Below are 16,897 nucleotides of genomic sequence, written 5' to 3'. Positions count from 1 at the left end.
GCGTGTAAGAACGGGAAGCGGCCCCGTCGGATTTGATTCCGGCGGGGCCGCTTGGATGTCTGACGGCAGTAGTTGACGGCAACGTCAGCGGACGGGGACGGCGCAACGTGGCGGTTCGTTGCCTTCGTCCACGGCTGCATGGCTGCTCGCTGGGCCACGGAGCGCCGTGCTGAGGGTGTCGATGGCGTCTCGCTGGAGGCGGTTCGAAGGTGGGCGTAGACGGTGGCGGTGACGCCGATGTGGGCGTGGCCGAGGAGTTCCTTGATTACGACGAGGTCGATGCCCTGTTCCAGGAGGAGGGTGGCGGTGGAGTGCAGGAGGTCGTGGAAGCGGATGCGGCGGAGGCCGGCCTTGCGGAGGAGCGTGGTGAAGGCGCGGCTGAGGTTGGTCGGGTCGATCGGCTTGCACCGTGGTGAACACGTGCCCGTCGTGCTGCCACGCCGTGCCTGCGGTCGCACGTTTGCGCTGCTGCTGTTCGTGGTGGACCTTCAGGGACTGGACACAGAGGGTGGGGAGGGAGATGCGGCGCTCGGAGGTTCGGGTCTTGGTGTGCAACGTGGTGTGCCGTGCGCTGGTGCGCTGGTGCGCTGCAACGTTCGGCGGATTGCGGCGGTGCCCGCGTCGAGGTCGAGGTCTTCCCAGCGGAGGCCGAGGAGTTCGCCCTTGCGGAGTCCGGTGTGGAGGGCGAGTTCGAACAGCGCGTGCAGCCGGTGGCCGTGCGTGGCCGCGAGGAACCGGCGGGCTTCGTCGGCGGTGAGGGGTTCGAAGCGCCGGGGCCGTGGGGTACCGGTGCGGACGTCGCGAGTGACGTTGCGCGTGATCTCCTCCTCGCGGACGGCATGCTCCAGTGCGGACTTGAGCACGGAGTGGACGTAGGCGAGCGTCAGCGGGGAGAGCAGCTTGTGGCAGCACGCGCCGGCGGCGCAGCAGCGGGGCTGGTCGCGCCGGGCGTCGAGGCGGCGGGTGCAGCACTGGCAAGTGGTGCGGAGCTGGTTGAGCCAAGTGCGGGCGTCCTTGGCGGTGAGCTTGGTGAGCTTCTTCTTGCCGAGGCCGGGGGATGAGGTACCGGTTGACGCAGGCGGTGTAGCGGGTGTGGGTGTTCTCGCGGAGGTGGTGAACGGCGACGTTCTCCAGCCAGTACGTCAGGTACGCGGCCACGCCGCCCTGCGCGGAGGGCACGGGAAGGCCGCGGTTGCTGGCGGCGATCTTCGCTGGGTGGTCGAGAGAACGGTGTCCTGGCTGGCCGGTTGTCGACGACTTCACCGCCGGTACGAACGCAATGCCGACTATTTCCTCGCCTTCGTCTGCATAGCCGCAGCCCTTATTGGATACCGGCGCCTTACCAGCCGATAACTTGCCACGAGCGGATCAGCTTGGGAGGACGTCCAGGTCGGACATCATCTTGTCGACGGGGAGGTCCGTGTGCTCGCCGTTGTCGTCCAGATAGGGGTCCATCTGTCGGGCCGCGTCGACCAGCTCCATCGCGTACGCGCCCTCCGTGATGCCCAGCATCTTCGCGCGGGTGGCCCACTCCTGGAACCCCGGATCCTCTGCGTCGTACAGATCTGATCCGTTGTCCGGGGCGATCTGCTTCACGGATGGGCTGAGCAGCCCGGCCGCCAGCAGGTTGTCCTTCTGGTTCGCCTACAGCTCGGCCCTGGCCTCCGGGCTCAGCGAGCGCCACAGACGCCAGTTCGGCCCGCTGCTTGTCGTCCGCGTCCTTGCCGAGCGATGCGAGCTTCGTCGCGCGGGGCAGCTGGTTCTCGTCGAGCGAGGTGTACGTGGCGTGGCCGGCGTTGTGCACGTCACTGCCATGGTTCCGCTTCAGTGCCCGGGTGGCGGCGGCGTCGATCTCCGCGGCATGGGAGACGAGGCCGGTGATGGTGTCGGCGTACCACTGCATGAGGTCCTTGGTGCGCTGTCTCGTCCCTTCCGGCGGCGCATCGCCTCCTTCTTCGTCCCCTTGGCGGCTTCCTCGGTGAGGCTCTTCTCCGGCTTCTGGATGCTGACGAGCTCCGTGTGGGCGTCCGCCATGACGGCGTGGATGCTGGTGGCCTCGGCCTTGAGGTCCGCGAACTCGTTCACCGCGGCAGCCAGCATTGCATTCGTAATGAGATGCCGTTGACGAGGTGCGAGGCCCCGCTACACCACCGTCAGGTGGTAGGTGGTGTCGACCCAGAAGCCTGTTGTCGTGGTGACCTTGATCTCGAGGACGTACTGGCCGGGCAGGAGTGGGGCGATTCCTGACCAGATGCCCCAGGCGAGGTGCATGCGCAGGCCTACGCGGAAGGGGGGTGCGGTGAACTCGTGGGTGGGGAGGGGGACGCCGTTGAGGTAGGTCTTGGCCTCGGAGACGTCGAGGGTCAGGGGCTTTCGCGAGTAGTGCTTCGTGTGCTGGACGTTGAGCACCGGGAAGAAGATGCGGCGGTCCGCGGGGATCTCGCAGTGGCGGACGACCTGGCCGCCGTAGGTGCCGGCGAGGAACCAGACGTCGTCGGGCTGCTGCCACGCCGCGTGTTCGCCGGCCCTGTCGGCGACCGGGCTCACCTCGTCGGGGCCGAGAGTGCCCACTGCCACCAGCGGGCCGCGAGGGCGCCGCCTTCCTGGTCGCTGATCTGCCAGAAGTTGTCGTTTGACGTCATCTCGCTCCGGCCCCGCACCGATACTCGCGCCATCGAACCACAGCCGGATCAGGGCCAGTCGACGAGGGCGGCGAAGACCAGCCACGACAGGAGGATCGTGAGCGGGGCGGCCAGCGCGAAGCCGACGCGGCGCGGCGTGTGGCGGACGCGGCGGGGGAGGAACCAGGCCGTGAGCAGGGCGGCCAGAGACAGCGCGAGGCCGCCCGTGAAGGTCCAGAAGGCCGGCAGGAAGCTCTCGGTGAAGCGGCGGCTCTCCTCCGACCCGCAGGAGTCGCACGCCATCGGGGAGAGGGTCGCGTAGACCAGGGCCAGGAAGCCCAGGGGGAGCGTGACCAGGGTCGAGAGGAACGCGGGGACCCAGGTGCGCGTCGCCCGGGTCTCGCGGGCGTCCTCCGTGGCCGGGGTGTTCGTCTGCATGCGGACAGTTCAGCCCGGGGTGGGGCCGGGGCGCGTGAGTGTCGGTACTCATTCGCCCCGGCCCCTGTGCTCAGTACGTTCGGTGCCCCGGTGCCCCGGTGCCCCGGTGCCCCGGTGCTTCGGTGGGTTCGGTGCGGTCAGTACGTCAGGATGGCCGGGTCCGTCGTGCCCGACGCGCCCGTTTCCACGTGGCCCGCCAGGCGGCGGAGGTAGTCCGCGTTCGACGAGGTCGTGATCGACACGTCGTACCAGCGGGAGGACGACGTCAGGTTCACCGTGTGGGTGACCGTCGCGCCCGTGGCGACCGACACCGTCTGCGGGGTGCCCGCGTAGGTGTTCGTGATCGTCACCGTCGTGGACGTGCCCGTGTTGGTGAAGGTCAGGTCCAGGTTCCCCGTGCTCGCGTTGTGGCGGGCCTTGACCTCCGGGACCGCCGTCTTGCCCGGGGAGCGGAAGCGGCGGAGGAAGCCGTTGGGGCCGTGGACCGTGAGGTCGGTGAGGGTCTTGCTGTACTTGGTGTTCCAGGTGTCCGAGATCGACTTCGCGGCCTCGGTCGTGTACGTCCACGGGGCGTCCGTGCGGTTCGCCGAGGTCACGTAGAACTGGGCGCCCGCCGACGCGCCGCCGCTGAAGGTGAGGCGGTACGTGCCGGCCGTGACGTCCGCCGCGCCGTCCACGTACGGGGCGTACTTCAGCGGGCGGGTCGGCTTCGTGCCCGGTTCCTGGCGGGGCATGGTGCCGACGGCCGGGGCCGTGGCCAGGAAGTCGGGGTGGCGGTTCTTGTCCGGCGGGTAGTAGCCGGCGGTCGCCGGGAGCGGGGCGGGCTGCGTGTTCGTGCGCGTGAAGTCGAATGCCGAGGTCAGGTCGCCGCAGACCGCGCGGCGCCAGGGGGTGATCTGGGGCTCCCGCACTCCGAAGCGGGCCTCCATGAAGCGGATGACCGACGTGTGGTCGAAGGTCTCCGAGCAGGTGTAGCCGCCGGTCGACCAGGGGGACACGACCAGCATCGGGACGCGGGGGCCGAGGCCGTACGGGCCCGCCACGTAGCCCGTCTTGCCCGGGAAGTAGTCCAGGGTGGTGGCCGCCGTCGACAGGCCCTGCGACGCCGAGCCCGGCGCGTACGGCGGGACCACGTGGTCGAAGAAGCCGTCGTTCTCGTCGTACGTGATGAACAGCGCCGTACGGGCCCACACGTCGGGGTTCGAGGTCAGCGCGTCCAGGACCTGCGCGATGTACCAGGCGCCGTAGTTCGACGGCCAGTTGGCGTGCTCCGAGAAGGCCTCGGGGGCGGCGATCCAGGAGATCTGGGGGAGGCTGCCGGACTGGACGTCGGCGCGCAGCCGGTCGAAGAAGCCCTCGCCCGCCTTCGCGTTCGTGCCCGTGCGGGCCTTGTCGTAGAGCGGGTTGCCCGGCTGGGCGTTGCGGTAGTTGTTGAAGTAGAGCAGGGAGTTGTCGCCGTAGTTGCCGCGGAAGGCGTCGTTGATCCAGCCCCACGAGCCGGCGGCGTTCAGGCCGTCGCCGATGTCCTGGTAGATCTTCCAGGAGACCCCGGCCGCCTCCAGGCGCTCGGGGTAGGTGGTCCAGCCGTAGCCCGCCTCGGCGTTGTTGAGGACGGGGCCGCCGCCCGTGCCGTCGTTGCCGACGTAACCGGTCCACATGTAGTAGCGGTTGGGGTCGGTCGCCCCGATGAACGAGCAGTGGTACGCGTCGCAGATGGTGAAGGCGTCGGCGAGCGCGTAGTGGAACGGGATGTCCTCACGGGTGAGGTGCGCCATCGTGGCCTTGGTCTTGGCCGGGATCCAGTTGTCGTACTTGCCCTTGTTGAAGGCGCTCTGGCCGCCCTGCCAGTCGTGGTTGAGGCCCTGGAGGTACTCCATGCCCAGCTTGTCGCTGGTCGGCCGGAAGGGCAGGGTCACCTTGCTGCCGTCCGACTGGTTCCAGACGGACTTGCCGCTGGGCAGCGTGACCGGGCGCGGGTCGCCGAAGCCGCGTACGCCCTTCATCGCGCCGAAATAGTGATCGAAGGAACGATTCTCCTGCATCAGGACGACGATGTGCTCGATGTCCTGGATGGTGCCGGTCGATCCCTGCGCCGGTATGGACGCGGCGCGGGCGATGCTGTCGGACAGCATGGTGAACGCGGCGGTGCCGCCCGCCAGTTGAAGGAACCGGCGGCGATTGAGTTCGGCCATGGGGGAGTTGCCCTCCGAGGATGGGAGCGGACGGGGGTGCGGGTGCGGAGCCGGCGGGCCGGCTCACGGGCGCCCCAAGGAGAGCGCCCCCGAACCACCACCCGGCGGCCGTCCCATGGCTGCCCGCCGTACGGCAGGCGAATCCCCCGTGTCCCCACATGAACCACCACATGCGAACGCCCCCTGTGCGCGAAAAGCACACAGGGGGCGTTCGGTTACGAACAGGACTACTCGACGACCAGGTCCACCTTGATGTTGCCGCGCGTCGCCTTCGAGTACGGGCAGAAGGCGTGGGTCTTCTCCAGGAGGGTCCGGCCCGCCTCGCCCTGCAGGTGGTCCGGGAACTCGGCGCGCATCACGACCTCCAGGCCGAAGCCGCCGTCGGTGGCGTCCTTGCCGATCGAGACCTCGGCGGTGATGGACGCGTCGGAGATGTCGATCTTCTCCTGGCGGGCCACCACGCCCATGGCGCTGGCGAAGCAGGCCGCGTAACCGGCGGCGAAGAGCTGCTCCGGGTTGGTGCCCTGGCCGTTGCCGCCGAGGGCCACCGGGTGGGCGAGGGGGAGGTCGAGGTGGCCGTCGGAGCTGACGGCGCGGCCCTCGCGGCCGTTGGCGGTGGCGACTGCGGTGTAGATCGCGTCCATGGGTGTCTTCCGATCCTCTCGGTGGGCCAGTCGTGCGGTGCTGTCCTCATTTGTAGCGCGCTATTCAGTTGTGCACAACTCAATCGCGTGTGACGGTCGTCTCCCGTACCCTGGAACCCATGGACGGACCCACCACCGAGGACTTCCTCAAGCTCGACAACCAGATCTGCTTCTCGCTGCACGCCGCCACCCGCGCCTTCAACGGCGTCTACCGCGGTGCCCTCAAGGAGCTCGGGCTCACCTACCCCCAGTACCTGGTGATGCTCGTCCTCTGGGAGCACGGCGAGCTGCCCGTCAAGGGCATCGGCGAGCGGGTCCGCCTCGACTCCGGCACCCTGTCCCCGCTGCTCAAGCGGCTGGAGGCGGCCGGATACGTCGAGCGGCGGCGCAGCGCGGAGGACGAGCGGTCGGTCACCGTGCGGCTCACCGACGCCGGGGTAGGGCTGCGTGAGAAGGCGCTCGGCGTGCCCCGGGGCATCGCCGCCGCCACCGGTCTCGACCTGGCCGAGATCGTCGAGCTGCGGGACCGGCTCAACGCGCTGGCCGTCCGGCTCGACAGCGTCGATCCGGACGACCTGAACGTCTGCTCGTAGGGCTAGCCGGTGCGCGGGACCTCGCGCAGCAGGAGCACGATCACCGCGTACCGGGCCGGCGAGACGAGCGAGCGGGTAGCGCCGGCGCCGTGACCAGCGCGATCGGCATCACCGGCAGGTCCGTCAGGGACATCGACTGGGCTTCGCGGCGCTCGCGCGCGGCGCCACGCGGCGACCGCTCCTCGGTGCGGCGACCGCGCTGCTCGCCGCGTCGACGGGCGCGCCGCCGGCCCTCGCGGAGCGCGGTGACCTCGACCGCGCGGAGTCGACGGCCCGCACGTCCCTCGGCGCCGGGGCCGACGCGGCGGCCTTCCGCCGCGGCATGGCCGTTCCCGCGCGCACCCCGCTCCCCACCGTCCCCGGCCTCCAATAAATGTAAGGAGCCGAATCCCCTCCCGTCCCTATACTCGCGTCATGCCCGAAGACATCACCATCCGGCGTGCCACCGCCGACGACTCCCCACGGCTCACCCGGCTCGTCCGGAAGTCCGGTGCCTACCGGGGCGACTACGCCGCCATGGTCGACGGGTACCAGGTGGGCGGTCCGTACATCGAGCACCACCCCGTTCACGTCGCCGTCGACGCGCAGGACCGCGTTCTCGGCTTCTACGCGCTGCTCGTCGACGAGGCAGAGCTCGACCTCGCGTTCGTCGCCGACGACGCGCAGGGGCTCGGCATCGGCCGGATGCTCATCGAGCACATGCTCGGCGAGGGGCGCGCCGCCGGGCTCGACTCCATACGGGTCGTGGCCCACCCGCCCGCCGAGGAGTTCTACCTGCGCACCGGCGCCCGCCGCACGGGGACCGTCCGGCCCGCCGGACAGATCCACTGGGCCCGCCCCGAGCTGCGTTACGACATCACGGCCGACGCCGCGTGAGCGCCGGCCAGGACACCGAGGACACGCAGGACACCCCGGGGGCGCCACCGCACCCCGGCACCCCGCACACCCCCGCCGCCCGCGAGACCGACGAGGCGGCCGGCGCCGGCCCCGACGGCCGCAGGGTCTTCGCCGACCTCACCCCGCTGCGGACCTCCGTCCACTACCGCCGCCTCTGGTTCGGCAACACCGTCACCTGGGTGGGCCAGGGCATGACCACCCTCGCCATCTCCCTCCAGGTCTACGACATCACCCGCTCGCCGTTCTCCGTCGGCCTCGTCGGGTTCTTCTCCCTCGTCCCGCTGATCGTCTTCGGGCTGTACGGCGGCGCCATCGCCGACACCGTCGACCGCCGCAAGCTCGGCCTCGCGAGTGCCAGCGGCTCCGCCGTGCTGTCCGCGGCCCTCGCCGCCGCCGCGTTCGCCGGCTTCCACCAGGTCTGGTTCCTGTACGGGATCGTCTCCCTGCAGTCCGTCTGCGCCGCGCTCAACGCGCCCGCCCGCAGCTCGATGATCCCCCGGCTGCTGCCCGCCGAGCAGCTGCACGCCGCCAACGCGCTCAACTCGATGACCACCACCTTCGGCACGCTCGTCGGGCCCAGCCTCGGCGGCGTCATCGTCGGTCTGGCCGGCTACCAGACCGCGTACCTCATCGACGCGATCGCCTTCTCCGCCTCCCTCTACGCGATGTGGCGGCTGCCGTCGATGCTGCCCGAGCGCACCGGCGCCAAGCGGGCCTCCGTCCTCGACGGGCTGCGCTTCCTCGCCACCCGCCCCAACCTGCGCATGACCTTCTTCTCCGACTTCTGCGCGATGATCCTCGCCCACCCCCGCGCACTGTTCCCGGCCGTCGCCGTCCTCTGGTACGGCGGGGACGCCCGTACCACCGGACTCCTCGTCGCCGCACCGGCGTTCGGCGCGCTCCTCGGCGGGGTGCTGTCCGGCTGGCAGGGGCGGATCCGCCACCACGGGCAGGCGATCCTCCTGTCCGTCGCCACCTGGGGTACCGCCATCGCCGCCTTCGGCCTCACCCGCAACCTGTGGCTCGGGCTGCTGCTGCTCGCCGTGGCCGGCTACTCCGACACCGTCTCGATGATCTTCCGCAACACGATGATGCAGGTCGCGGCGCCGGACGACATGCGAGGGCGGCTCCAGGGGGTCTTCATCGTGGTCGTCGCCGGCGGGCCCCGGCTCGGTGACTTCCTCGCCGGATCGGTCGCCGATCTCACCTCGCCTGCCGTGGCCATCACCGGCGGCGGCCTGGCCTGTGTCCTCGCGATCGCCCTCCTCACCCTGTACGCCAAGGGCTTCCGCCGCTACGACGCCCACCACCCCACCGCCTGAGGCCCGCGGAGGTCCCGGCCCCCGGCTGATCACCCGAACGTCACCCGGCCAACCACTGACCCTCACCTGGCGGTTGCCCGCCACGGCACATAGCCGCCAGCTCCGACGAGGGTCAACTCCCGCCCCGCGGCCCAGACTCTTCGCGACGCCCGGAACCACCCCTTCCCCCGGGCGCCGAGGAGTGTGTCGTGATCAGACCTTCCGTAGGAGGAAGGGCAGTCGGCCTGCTCGCCGCCGGTCTCTCCCTGGTGCTGCTCTCGACGGGGCAGGCGGCGGCGGCAACCCCCACCGCCGCCCCCGTTCCCGCCACCTTCACGGGAGCCCAGGCCGGGGCCGGTACCAGCACCGGTACCAGCACCACCGTCACCCTCGTCACCGGTGACCGCGTCACCCTCACCGACCTGGGCGGCGGCGCCCGGACCGTCACCGTCGAGCGGGCCAAGGGCGCCACCGGCGCCGTCCGTACCGAGACCGTGAACGGCAGGGTCACCGTCATACCCGACGAGGCCCGCCCCTACCTGGAGTCCGGCGCCCTCGACCGGCGGCTCTTCGACGTGACGGGCCTCGTCGAGCAGGGCATCACCGGCGCGCTGCCGCTGATCGTCACCCACGGCAAGGGTACCCGCGCCGCCGCCACCCCGCGCGGCACCGAGACCGTCCGCGCCCTGCCGAGCATCGGCGGCGCGGCCGTCACCGCCACCGAACCGGCCGCCTTCTGGCGGGAGTTCACCGCCACCCAGCGGGCCAGGTCGGCCGGTGGCACCAAGGTCTGGCTCGACGCACGGGTCACGGCCGCCATGGCCGACTCCAACGCCCAGATCGGCAGCCCCGAGGCCTGGGAGGCCGGCCTCACCGGCAAGGGCGTCAAGGTCGCCGTCCTCGACACGGGCGTCGACGCCGGACACCCCGATCTCGCCGGTCGGGTCACCGAATCCAGGTCCTTCATCGAGGGCCAGGAGGTCGCCGACCGCAACGGCCACGGCACCCACGTCACCTCCACCGTCGGCGGGTCCGGCGCCGCGAGCGACGGCAAGGAGCAGGGCGTCGCCCCCGGCGCCACCCTCGCCGTCGGCAAGGTCCTCAGCGACCAGGGCTCCGGCAGCGAGTCGCAGATCATCGCCGGCATGGAGTGGGCCGCCCGCGACATCGACGCGAAGATCGTCTCCATGAGCCTCGGCTCCCAGGAGCCCAGCGACGGCACCGACCCCATGGCACAGGCCGTGAACAGCCTGTCCGCCGAGACCGGTGCGCTCTTCGTGATCGCCGCCGGCAACTCCGGCGCCCCCGGCTCCATCGGCTCGCCCGGCGCCGCCGACTCCGCGCTCACCGTCGGCGCCGTCGACTCCGCCGACGAGGCCGCGTACTTCACCAGCAAGGGCCCCCGCTACCTCGACCAGGCGCTCAAGCCCGACGTGTCCGCGCCGGGCGTCGGCATCCTCGCCGCCCGCTCCCAACTGGTGGCCGGCAGCGGCCTCTACACCTCCATGAACGGTACGTCGATGGCGACCCCGCACGTCGCCGGCGCCGCCGCGCTCCTCGCCGAGCGGCACCCCGACTGGACGGGGGCCCAGCTCAAGAACGCCCTCATGTCCAGCTCCAAGACGCTCGACGCCTCCGCCTACGACCTCGGCGCAGGCCGCCTCGACGTGGCCGCCGCCGTCACCGCGAACGTCACCGCCACCGGCTCCGCCGACCTGGGCTTCTACGCCTGGCCGTACGAGGCGAACAAGCCCGTGACGAAGACGGTCACCTATACCAACGCCTCCGACGCGGCCGTCGAGCTGAAGCTCGCCGTCCAGGGCATGCCCGACGGCACCACCACCCTCGCCGACCCCACCCTCACCGTGCCCGCCCACGGCACCGCGAGCACCACCGTCACCGGCGACGGCGCCAAGGCCCCCGTCGGCACCAGCTCCGGCCGCCTCACCGCCACCGCCAAAGCCGGCGGCACGGCCGTCGCGCACACCGCGCTCGGCCTGGTGAAGGAGGAGGAGCGCTACACCCTCACCGTCCACGTCAAGGACCGTGCCGGCGCCCCGAGCGCCGCCTTCCTCGGCGTGCAGAAGCTGGCCGCCGGCGAGGACCCCTTCCCCGCCACCGTCGGGGAGTCGGGCACCGTCCAGCTGCGCCTGAAGCCCGGCACGTACACCGTCGACACCTTCCTCGACGTGCACGGCTCGCACGGCGCCGACTCCCTCGGCCTCGGCTTCCTCACCGCGCCGGAGGTCGTCCTCGACCGTGACCGCGAGGTCACCCTCGACGGGCGGCGGCTGCGCGAGATCCGCGCCGAGGTCGAGCGGCGCACCGAGACCCGCCAGCTCCTGATGGAGTTCGACCGCGACGCCAACGGCGCCTCGTACGGCGGCGCCGTGCAGGTCCCGGCGAAGTACGACTCGGTCTTCGCCGCGCCCACCGCGAAGCCGGCCACCGGCACCTTCGAGTACCGGACGGTCTGGCGGCTGGGCAAGCCGCTCCTTGAAGCGAAGGCCGGCGGCGTACGGCTCTCCGACGCCACCCCGCAGGCCGGCTCCGCCCTCCTGGAGGGCGACCACCGCCTCGGCGTCGTCGACGCGGGCACCGGCACCGCCGCCGAGTACGCGGGCCGGAACGTGACCGGCAAGGCCGTGCTCGTCCGCCGCACCGGGGACGCCGACCCCAAGCAGCTCGCCCAGACCGCCCAGGACGCCGGCGCCAGGGCACTGTTCGTCACCGACGACCAGCCCGGGCGGCTGATGGCCTGGTTCGGCACCGCCGACTACGAGGACCGGCCGCTCGCCGTCGCCACCGTGAACGCGGCCGACGCCGCACGCCTCGCGGCCGCCGCGGCCCGCCGTGGCGCCGTCGACCTGACGGGCACGCGCTACACCCCGTACACCTACGACCTCTCCGAGGGGCACCCCGGCGCCATCGGCACGGACCTGGTCTTCCGCCCGAAGAAGAACGAACTGGCCACGATCCGCTCGGCGTTCCACATGCCGACGGCCAAGAAGGAGACCGGCGGCGAGTTCCGCTACTCGCTCACCGACACCTTCCGGATCGGCGTCGGCTTCAAGGAGCGGATCGCCTTCCCGGCCGAGCGCACCGAGTACGTCTCCACCGGCACCGGCCAGCGCTGGCACGAGTCCGTCGACCTCGGCGACTCCCTGGAGCAGCGCGGCGGCCGGTCCGTCTACCGCGGCGGCAGCACGAACGAACTGGAGTGGTTCAAGCCGGTCTGGCACCCGTGGCTCGGCACCGGCCTCGGCTGGGGCCAGGAGCGCTCCGGCAACGACCTGCGCTTCAACACGCCCGGCTGGGGCGACTCGGGCCCCGACCACACGGGCTTCGGCAACGTGTGGAGCGACGACACGATGACCCAGTTCACCGAGGTGTACGTCAACGGGACCCGCGTCGACCGCAAGATGAGCTCGGGCGCCTACGCCTGGGACGCGCCCGCCGATGAGGCGACCTACAAGGTCGTCACCGACACCGCGCTCGACCCGGCCCGCTGGCGGCTCGGCACCAAGGGCCACGCGGAGTGGACCTTCCGCTCCAAGGAGACCCCGGACGACCGCACCACCTACCTGCCGCTGATCAACCTCGGCTTCGACCTCGACACCGACCTCGCCGGCGACGTCCGGGCCGGCGGCCGGGTGCCCGTACGGGTCTACGCCGAGTACGTGGCGGGCGCCGCCGGCACCGGTGTCCTCGGCGGCGGCACCCTGGAGGTCTCGTACGACGAGGGCGCGACCTGGAGCAAGGTCGCTCTCAAGTCCTCCTGGCACGGCGCCTCCTGGAGCGGCGACCTGCGCGTCCCGAAGGGCGCGAAGTCCGTGTCTTTCCGGGCCGGGGCGAGCGACGACAAGGGTGGCGCGGTGAAGCAGGAGCTCATCCGCGCGGTGGGCGTCCGCTAGCCGCGCCCGGGGCCGTCCGCGGATCGGGGCCGTCCGCGGATCGGGACCGTCCGCGGATCGGGCCCGTCCGGCGGATCGGGCCCGAGACACCCCCAAGGGGCTCCCTGATCCGGCCGGATCGACGAGACACCTCTAGGCCCGCCCGGGCGCGCTCGGCACCACCCCGCGTACGACACCCAGCGAGACCAGGTCCTGGGGGCGCAGCCGGAGCTGTCCGGCCGTCTCCGGGACCTGGTCCCGTGTGCGTTTGAGGATCTGCGCGGCGAGCTCGGGGGCGATGACGGAGAAGTAACCGCCGGGTGCGGCCCAGGTGTTGCCGGGAGCGGCGAGTGCCAGGGCGCCGCCCGAGCCGCCCTCGCCGACGAGCAGGGAGGTGACCGGGGTCCTGGCCTCGGCGATCGCGGTGAACGCCTCGGCGATGGCCGGGCCCGCGCCCGCCCGTTCGGCCTCGGCGTCGTTGGCCGCGCCCGGGGTGTCGATCAGGGTGAGGACGGGGATGCCGAGCCGGTCCGCGAGCCGCAGCAGCCGGGCGACGGTACGGAATCCGGCCGGGCGGGTCGCGCCGCCGTCCTGGGCCGCGTACGCCACGGGCCGGCCCTCGTGGACGCCGAAGCCGCACTCCACGCCGGGGTCGGCCCCGCCGGCCCGGTCGCCGCTGATGGCCGCCCGGGTCTCGAAGTACGCGTCCAGGTACGCCCCCGCGCGCGGCCGGTCCGCGGCCCTGGCCCCCCGGACCGCGTCCCAGCCGGTGGCGGGCGGGACCGGGTCGCCCAGGGCGTACGGCGCGGGCGCGGGCAGGATGTCGAGCCCGGGCGGCGGGGTGAGCAGCCGCAGCCACAGCGCGAGGGTCTCCCGCAGCCGCTCGGGCGGCACGATCGCGTCGACGTGCCCGTGGGCGTACTGCTCCTCGGCCGTGTACGCGGCGGGGTCGGCGTCCGGCGGGCGCACCCGGGACCCGGCGAAGGCGACCTGCGCCGAGGGCAGGGCGAGCACGATGTCCGCGCCCGCGCCGACGGTGGCCCAGCCGCCGCCGGTGGCCGGGTCCCGGAGCACGGTCACGTGCGGCACGCCGGCGGCGCGCAGCCGGACCGCGGCGGCGGCCACCCGCTGGAGCTGGGTGAGGGCGACCATGCCCTCCTGCATCCGGCTGCCGCCGGTCGCCACGAGCGAGACCAGCGGAAGCCGCCGTTCGGCCGCGGCCCGGTACGCGGCGACGAGCCGGTCCCCGGCGGCCTGCCCGAGCGAGCCGCCGAGGAAGCCGAACTCGAAGACCACGAGCACGCAGGCCCGCCCGCCGACGGTCGCCGTGCCGTAGTGCACCGACTCGTCCGAGCCGGTCCGGCCGGCGGCCCGGGTGCGGGACTCGTCGTAGCCCGCCCAGCCGATCGGGCCGTCCGGCGGCTGGGCGGCCGGGGGAGCGTCGTCGGGGGCGAAGTCGTCGGCGACCAGCGCGACGGCCTCCCGCGCGGTGAACCGCTCAGCCACGGAGGGCCTCGGGGAGGGCCTTCTTCAGGATCTTGCCCATGTCGTTGCGGGGCAGCGCCGTCAGGTAGCGGACCTCGCGGGGGCGCTTGTGCGGGGCGAGCTGTGCGGCGACATGGGCGGCGAGCGCGTCGGCCGCCGGCGGGCTCGCCGGGTCCACGGGGACCACCCAGGCCACGATCCGCTCGCCCAGGTCCCGGTCGGGCTCGCCGGTCACGGCCGCCTCGCTGACCTCGGGGTGGTCGAGGAGGGCGTTTTCGATCTCGCCCGCGCCGATCTTGTAGCCGCCGCTCTTGATGAGGTCGGTGGCCTTGCGTCCGACGATCCGTACGGAGCCGTCGGCCTCGCGGACGGCCATGTCGCCGGTGCGGAACCAGCCGCCGTCGGCGAAGGCCGCCGCGGTCGCGTCGGGGCGGTTGAGGTACGCGGTGAACAGGTTCGGGCCCTTGACCTGGATCTCCCCGACCGTCTCGCCGTCGTACGCGTCGAGGACCGAGCCGTCCTCCTCGACCAGGCGCAGCTCGACCCCGCGCAGCGGAAGCCCCACCGAGCCGGGGCGGGCGCCCGAGCCGACCAGGACCGAGGTGTTCATGAGCGTCTCGGTCATGCCGTACCGCTCGATCACCGTCCGCCCGGTCGCCGCCGTGATGAGCGCGTGGTCGTGGACGGGAAGCGCCGCCGAGCCGGAGACGAGCAGCCGCGCCCCGGCCAGCGCGCGGACGAGTGCCGGGTGGTGGGGGAGCGCCTCGGCGAGCCGGTGGTACATGGTCGGCACCCCGAACAGCATCGTCCCGCCGCCCTCCCCGAGCTCCCTGGCGACGCCCTCGACGGAGAACGCGCCCAGGTGCCGTACCTCGCCGCCGCGGCGCAGCGGGCCGAGGACGCCGAGGATCAGGCCGTGGACGTGGAAGAGCGGCAGCGCGTGCACGAGGACGTCCTCGGCGGTCCACGCCCAGGCGTCCTCCAGGGCGTCGAGCGAGGCGGCGATCGCGCGCCGGGAGAGCACGACGCCCTTCGGGGGGCCGGTGGTGCCGGAGGTGTAGACGATCAGGGCGGGGGACTCGGCGTCGTCGGGCTCCTCGACGGCGGGTCCCGTGGCGCGTGCGTCGCCCGACCCGGCGCCGCGCACGTCGGCGGACCCGGCGCCCCGCACGTCGGCCGCCGCCGCGGCCCGCACCTCGACGTCGATCCGCGGCACCGCGGCGAGCGCCTCGGGAAGCTCGTCCGCACGGCCGGCGAGGACGGCGCCCGGGGTGCTGTCGCCGAGGATGTGGGCGAGCTCCCGCTGCCCGGTCCGCGGGTTCAGGGGGACCGCCGGCACGCCCGCGAGCAGCGCGGCGAGCACCGCGACGGCCGTCTCCGCGGTGGATGTGGCCCACACGGCGACGCGGCCGGTGTCCCGGATCCGCACCGCCAAGGCACCGGCCGCACCGGCCAGTTCGGCGTACGAGAGGGGGTCTGCGGCACCGAAACGCAGGGCCGGCCGGTCGGAGCCGGCCACCAGGGCCGGAAAGAGCGCGCTCAACGGTCGTCCTCCTCGCACGGGGGAATGCCTGAGGGGCATTCTGCCCGTGCGTCAGGGACGACGCGCTGCGACCTTGCTCACCTCCGGGCTCGGTTCGTCACCCTCGGGGCGGACGTTGCGCATCCGCCCGTACGCGTAGACGCTGCCGGCCAGCGCCAGGTCGGACAGGAGCATGAACCCGATCGAGTAGGAGTCCTTGGCGCTGAAGATCGCGCCCATCACGAGCGGCGGCACGAAGCCGCCGAGGCCGCCCATCGCGCCGACGATGCCGGTCACGCTGCCGACCTGCGGTTGCGGGGTCACCTGGGAGACGAGGGCGAAGACGGAGCCGCTCGCGGTGCCGAGACCCGCGGCCATGATGAGCAGCGCGGTCGTGCCGCCGGGGTTCAGCGGCGGGTCGAAGGCCTGGACGATCGCGAGGAGGGCGACGACGGCGAGCGCGACGGCCGTCACCAGGGCGGGGTGGACCCGGTCGGACAGCCAGCCGCCGATCGGCCGGAACACGACCGTCACCAGGGCGAATCCGGCGGCCTTGGTGCCCGCGTCGGTCGGGTCGAGCGCGTACCAGGTCTTCAGATACGTCGGCAGGTACACACCGAAGGCGACGATGCCGCCGAAGCCGATCGCGTAGAGCGCCGACAGCTCCCAGGTGACCCGCAGCCGCCCGGCCTGGCCGAGGCGGTGACCGAGGGAGGCGGACGGGACGGTCCGGTCGGGCCGGTCGGTGATGAGCAGCACGGCGAGGACGGCGTACGCGGCGAGGGCGACGGCCACCACGACGAACGGCAGGTTCTCGCCGTGCTCGGCGATACGCGGGGTGAAGTAGCCGGAGAGCGCCACACCGCCCATGCCCATGCCGAAGACACCGAGCGCGAAGCCGCGCTTGGCGGGCGGGAACCAGGAGTTGACCAGCGGGATGCCGATGGCGAACGTGGTGCCGCCGAGGCCGAGCAGGAAGCCGACGACCAGCATCAGGCCGTAGGAGTCCTTGACGACGGTCAGCAGCAGGACGGGCACGATCGTCAGCGCCGACGCGAGCGGGAACATCAGCTTCGCGCCGTACCGGTCGGTGAGCGCCCCGGCCGGGATCCGGCCGAGCGAGCCCACCAGGACGGGGACGGCGACCAGCAGCGACTGCTGGAAGGAGCTGAGCGAGAGCCGGTCCCCGTACCAGCTCGCGAGCGGCGCGATCAGGTCCCACGCCCAGAAGGTGAGCGTGAAGCCGAGGGTGGCCATGGCGAGGTTGCGGTATGCGGCCGCGGGAATCTTGGCTTCGGTGTCCACGCCACC

At 72.4% G+C, this 16,897-nt stretch carries 13 protein-coding genes and 2 pseudogenes; 5 read left to right on the top strand and 10 right to left on the bottom strand.

What is annotated here, in order from left to right:
- Positions 1–84: 84 nt before the first annotated feature.
- A pseudogene (locus ACIGEZ_RS03430) lies at positions 85–1,209 on the bottom strand (tyrosine-type recombinase/integrase); the annotation flags it as partial.
- Here ACIGEZ_RS03430 and ACIGEZ_RS03425 point away from each other — a divergent pair.
- Positions 1,201–1,353 (top strand): annotated as a pseudogene (locus ACIGEZ_RS03425) (IS5/IS1182 family transposase); the annotation flags it as partial. The pseudogenes ACIGEZ_RS03430 and ACIGEZ_RS03425 overlap by 9 nt on opposite strands.
- Before the next feature lie 15 nt (positions 1,354–1,368).
- Here the strand turns inward: ACIGEZ_RS03425 and ACIGEZ_RS03420 are convergent.
- The 6 genes from ACIGEZ_RS03420 to ACIGEZ_RS03395 form a co-directional block, all read right to left on the bottom strand.
- Positions 1,369–1,596 carry a hypothetical protein gene (locus ACIGEZ_RS03420; protein ID WP_399825093.1) on the bottom strand — a complete coding sequence of 76 codons (228 nt, stop codon included), beginning with the start codon at positions 1,594–1,596 and terminating at the stop codon, positions 1,369–1,371.
- A 228-nt stretch (positions 1,597–1,824) separates the two neighbouring features.
- A complete protein-coding gene (locus tag ACIGEZ_RS03415) occupies positions 1,825–2,100 on the bottom strand; it encodes a hypothetical protein (protein WP_399825091.1) in 276 nt (91 codons plus the stop codon).
- Positions 2,101–2,142: 42 nt separating this feature from the next.
- Positions 2,143–2,571: a hypothetical protein gene (locus ACIGEZ_RS03410; RefSeq protein WP_399825090.1), complete on the bottom strand. Its 429-nt coding sequence runs from the start codon at positions 2,569–2,571 to the stop codon at positions 2,143–2,145.
- 119 nt (positions 2,572–2,690) lie between these two features.
- On the bottom strand, positions 2,691–3,059 hold the full coding sequence (locus ACIGEZ_RS03405; protein WP_399825089.1) for a hypothetical protein: 369 nt from the start codon (positions 3,057–3,059) through the stop codon (positions 2,691–2,693).
- Between the two features lie 137 nt (positions 3,060–3,196).
- Entirely contained in the window at positions 3,197–5,251 is a 2,055-nt protein-coding gene (locus ACIGEZ_RS03400; protein ID WP_399825088.1) for a phosphocholine-specific phospholipase C, read from the bottom strand.
- Between the two features lie 227 nt (positions 5,252–5,478).
- Positions 5,479–5,895 (bottom strand): organic hydroperoxide resistance protein, encoded by a 417-nt coding sequence (locus ACIGEZ_RS03395; RefSeq protein ID WP_399825087.1) that lies wholly within the window; start codon positions 5,893–5,895, stop codon positions 5,479–5,481.
- 119 nt (positions 5,896–6,014) lie between these two features.
- Between ACIGEZ_RS03395 and ACIGEZ_RS03390 the strand changes: the two genes are divergently transcribed.
- The 4 genes from ACIGEZ_RS03390 to ACIGEZ_RS03375 all read left to right on the top strand — a co-directional run bounded on the left by ACIGEZ_RS03390 (position 6,015) and on the right by ACIGEZ_RS03375 (position 12,600).
- Positions 6,015–6,488: a MarR family winged helix-turn-helix transcriptional regulator gene (locus tag ACIGEZ_RS03390; protein ID WP_399825086.1), complete on the top strand. Its 474-nt coding sequence runs from the start codon at positions 6,015–6,017 to the stop codon at positions 6,486–6,488.
- Positions 6,489–6,902: 414 nt separating this feature from the next.
- Positions 6,903–7,364, top strand: a complete 462-nt coding sequence (locus ACIGEZ_RS03385) for a GNAT family N-acetyltransferase (RefSeq protein WP_399825084.1) — start codon at positions 6,903–6,905, stop codon at positions 7,362–7,364.
- Between the two features lie 146 nt (positions 7,365–7,510).
- Complete coding sequence (locus ACIGEZ_RS03380) at positions 7,511–8,707, top strand: MFS transporter (RefSeq protein WP_399826205.1); 1,197 nt, start codon at positions 7,511–7,513, stop codon at positions 8,705–8,707.
- Positions 8,708–8,895: 188 nt separating this feature from the next.
- Positions 8,896–12,600 (top strand): S8 family serine peptidase, encoded by a 3,705-nt coding sequence (locus ACIGEZ_RS03375; protein WP_399825083.1) that lies wholly within the window; start codon positions 8,896–8,898, stop codon positions 12,598–12,600.
- A gap of 132 nt (positions 12,601–12,732) precedes the next feature.
- Here the strand turns inward: ACIGEZ_RS03375 and ACIGEZ_RS03370 are convergent, their stop codons facing one another.
- The 3 genes from ACIGEZ_RS03370 to ACIGEZ_RS03360 are packed head-to-tail and all read right to left on the bottom strand — an operon-like array spanning position 12,733 to position 16,843.
- Positions 12,733–14,085, bottom strand: coding sequence for a carboxyl transferase domain-containing protein (locus tag ACIGEZ_RS03370; protein WP_399825082.1), 1,353 nt, complete (start codon positions 14,083–14,085; stop codon positions 12,733–12,735).
- Positions 14,078–15,607 carry an acyl-CoA synthetase gene (locus ACIGEZ_RS03365; RefSeq protein ID WP_399825080.1) on the bottom strand — a complete coding sequence of 510 codons (1,530 nt, stop codon included), beginning with the start codon at positions 15,605–15,607 and terminating at the stop codon, positions 14,078–14,080. The genes ACIGEZ_RS03370 and ACIGEZ_RS03365 overlap by 8 nt, the downstream gene beginning before the upstream one ends.
- Before the next feature lie 51 nt (positions 15,608–15,658).
- The gene (locus tag ACIGEZ_RS03360) at positions 15,659–16,843 is read right to left on the bottom strand and encodes an MFS transporter (RefSeq protein WP_399826203.1); all 1,185 of its coding nucleotides are present in this window, start codon (positions 16,841–16,843) and stop codon (positions 15,659–15,661) included.
- Between the last annotated feature and the right edge of the window lie 54 nt (positions 16,844–16,897).

Origin of the sequence: Streptomyces sp. NPDC085481 (assembly GCF_044541845.1) — a bacterium.
Lineage (GTDB): Bacteria > Actinomycetota > Actinomycetes > Streptomycetales > Streptomycetaceae > Streptomyces.
This window is presented reverse-complemented; position numbering and strand designations above follow the sequence as displayed.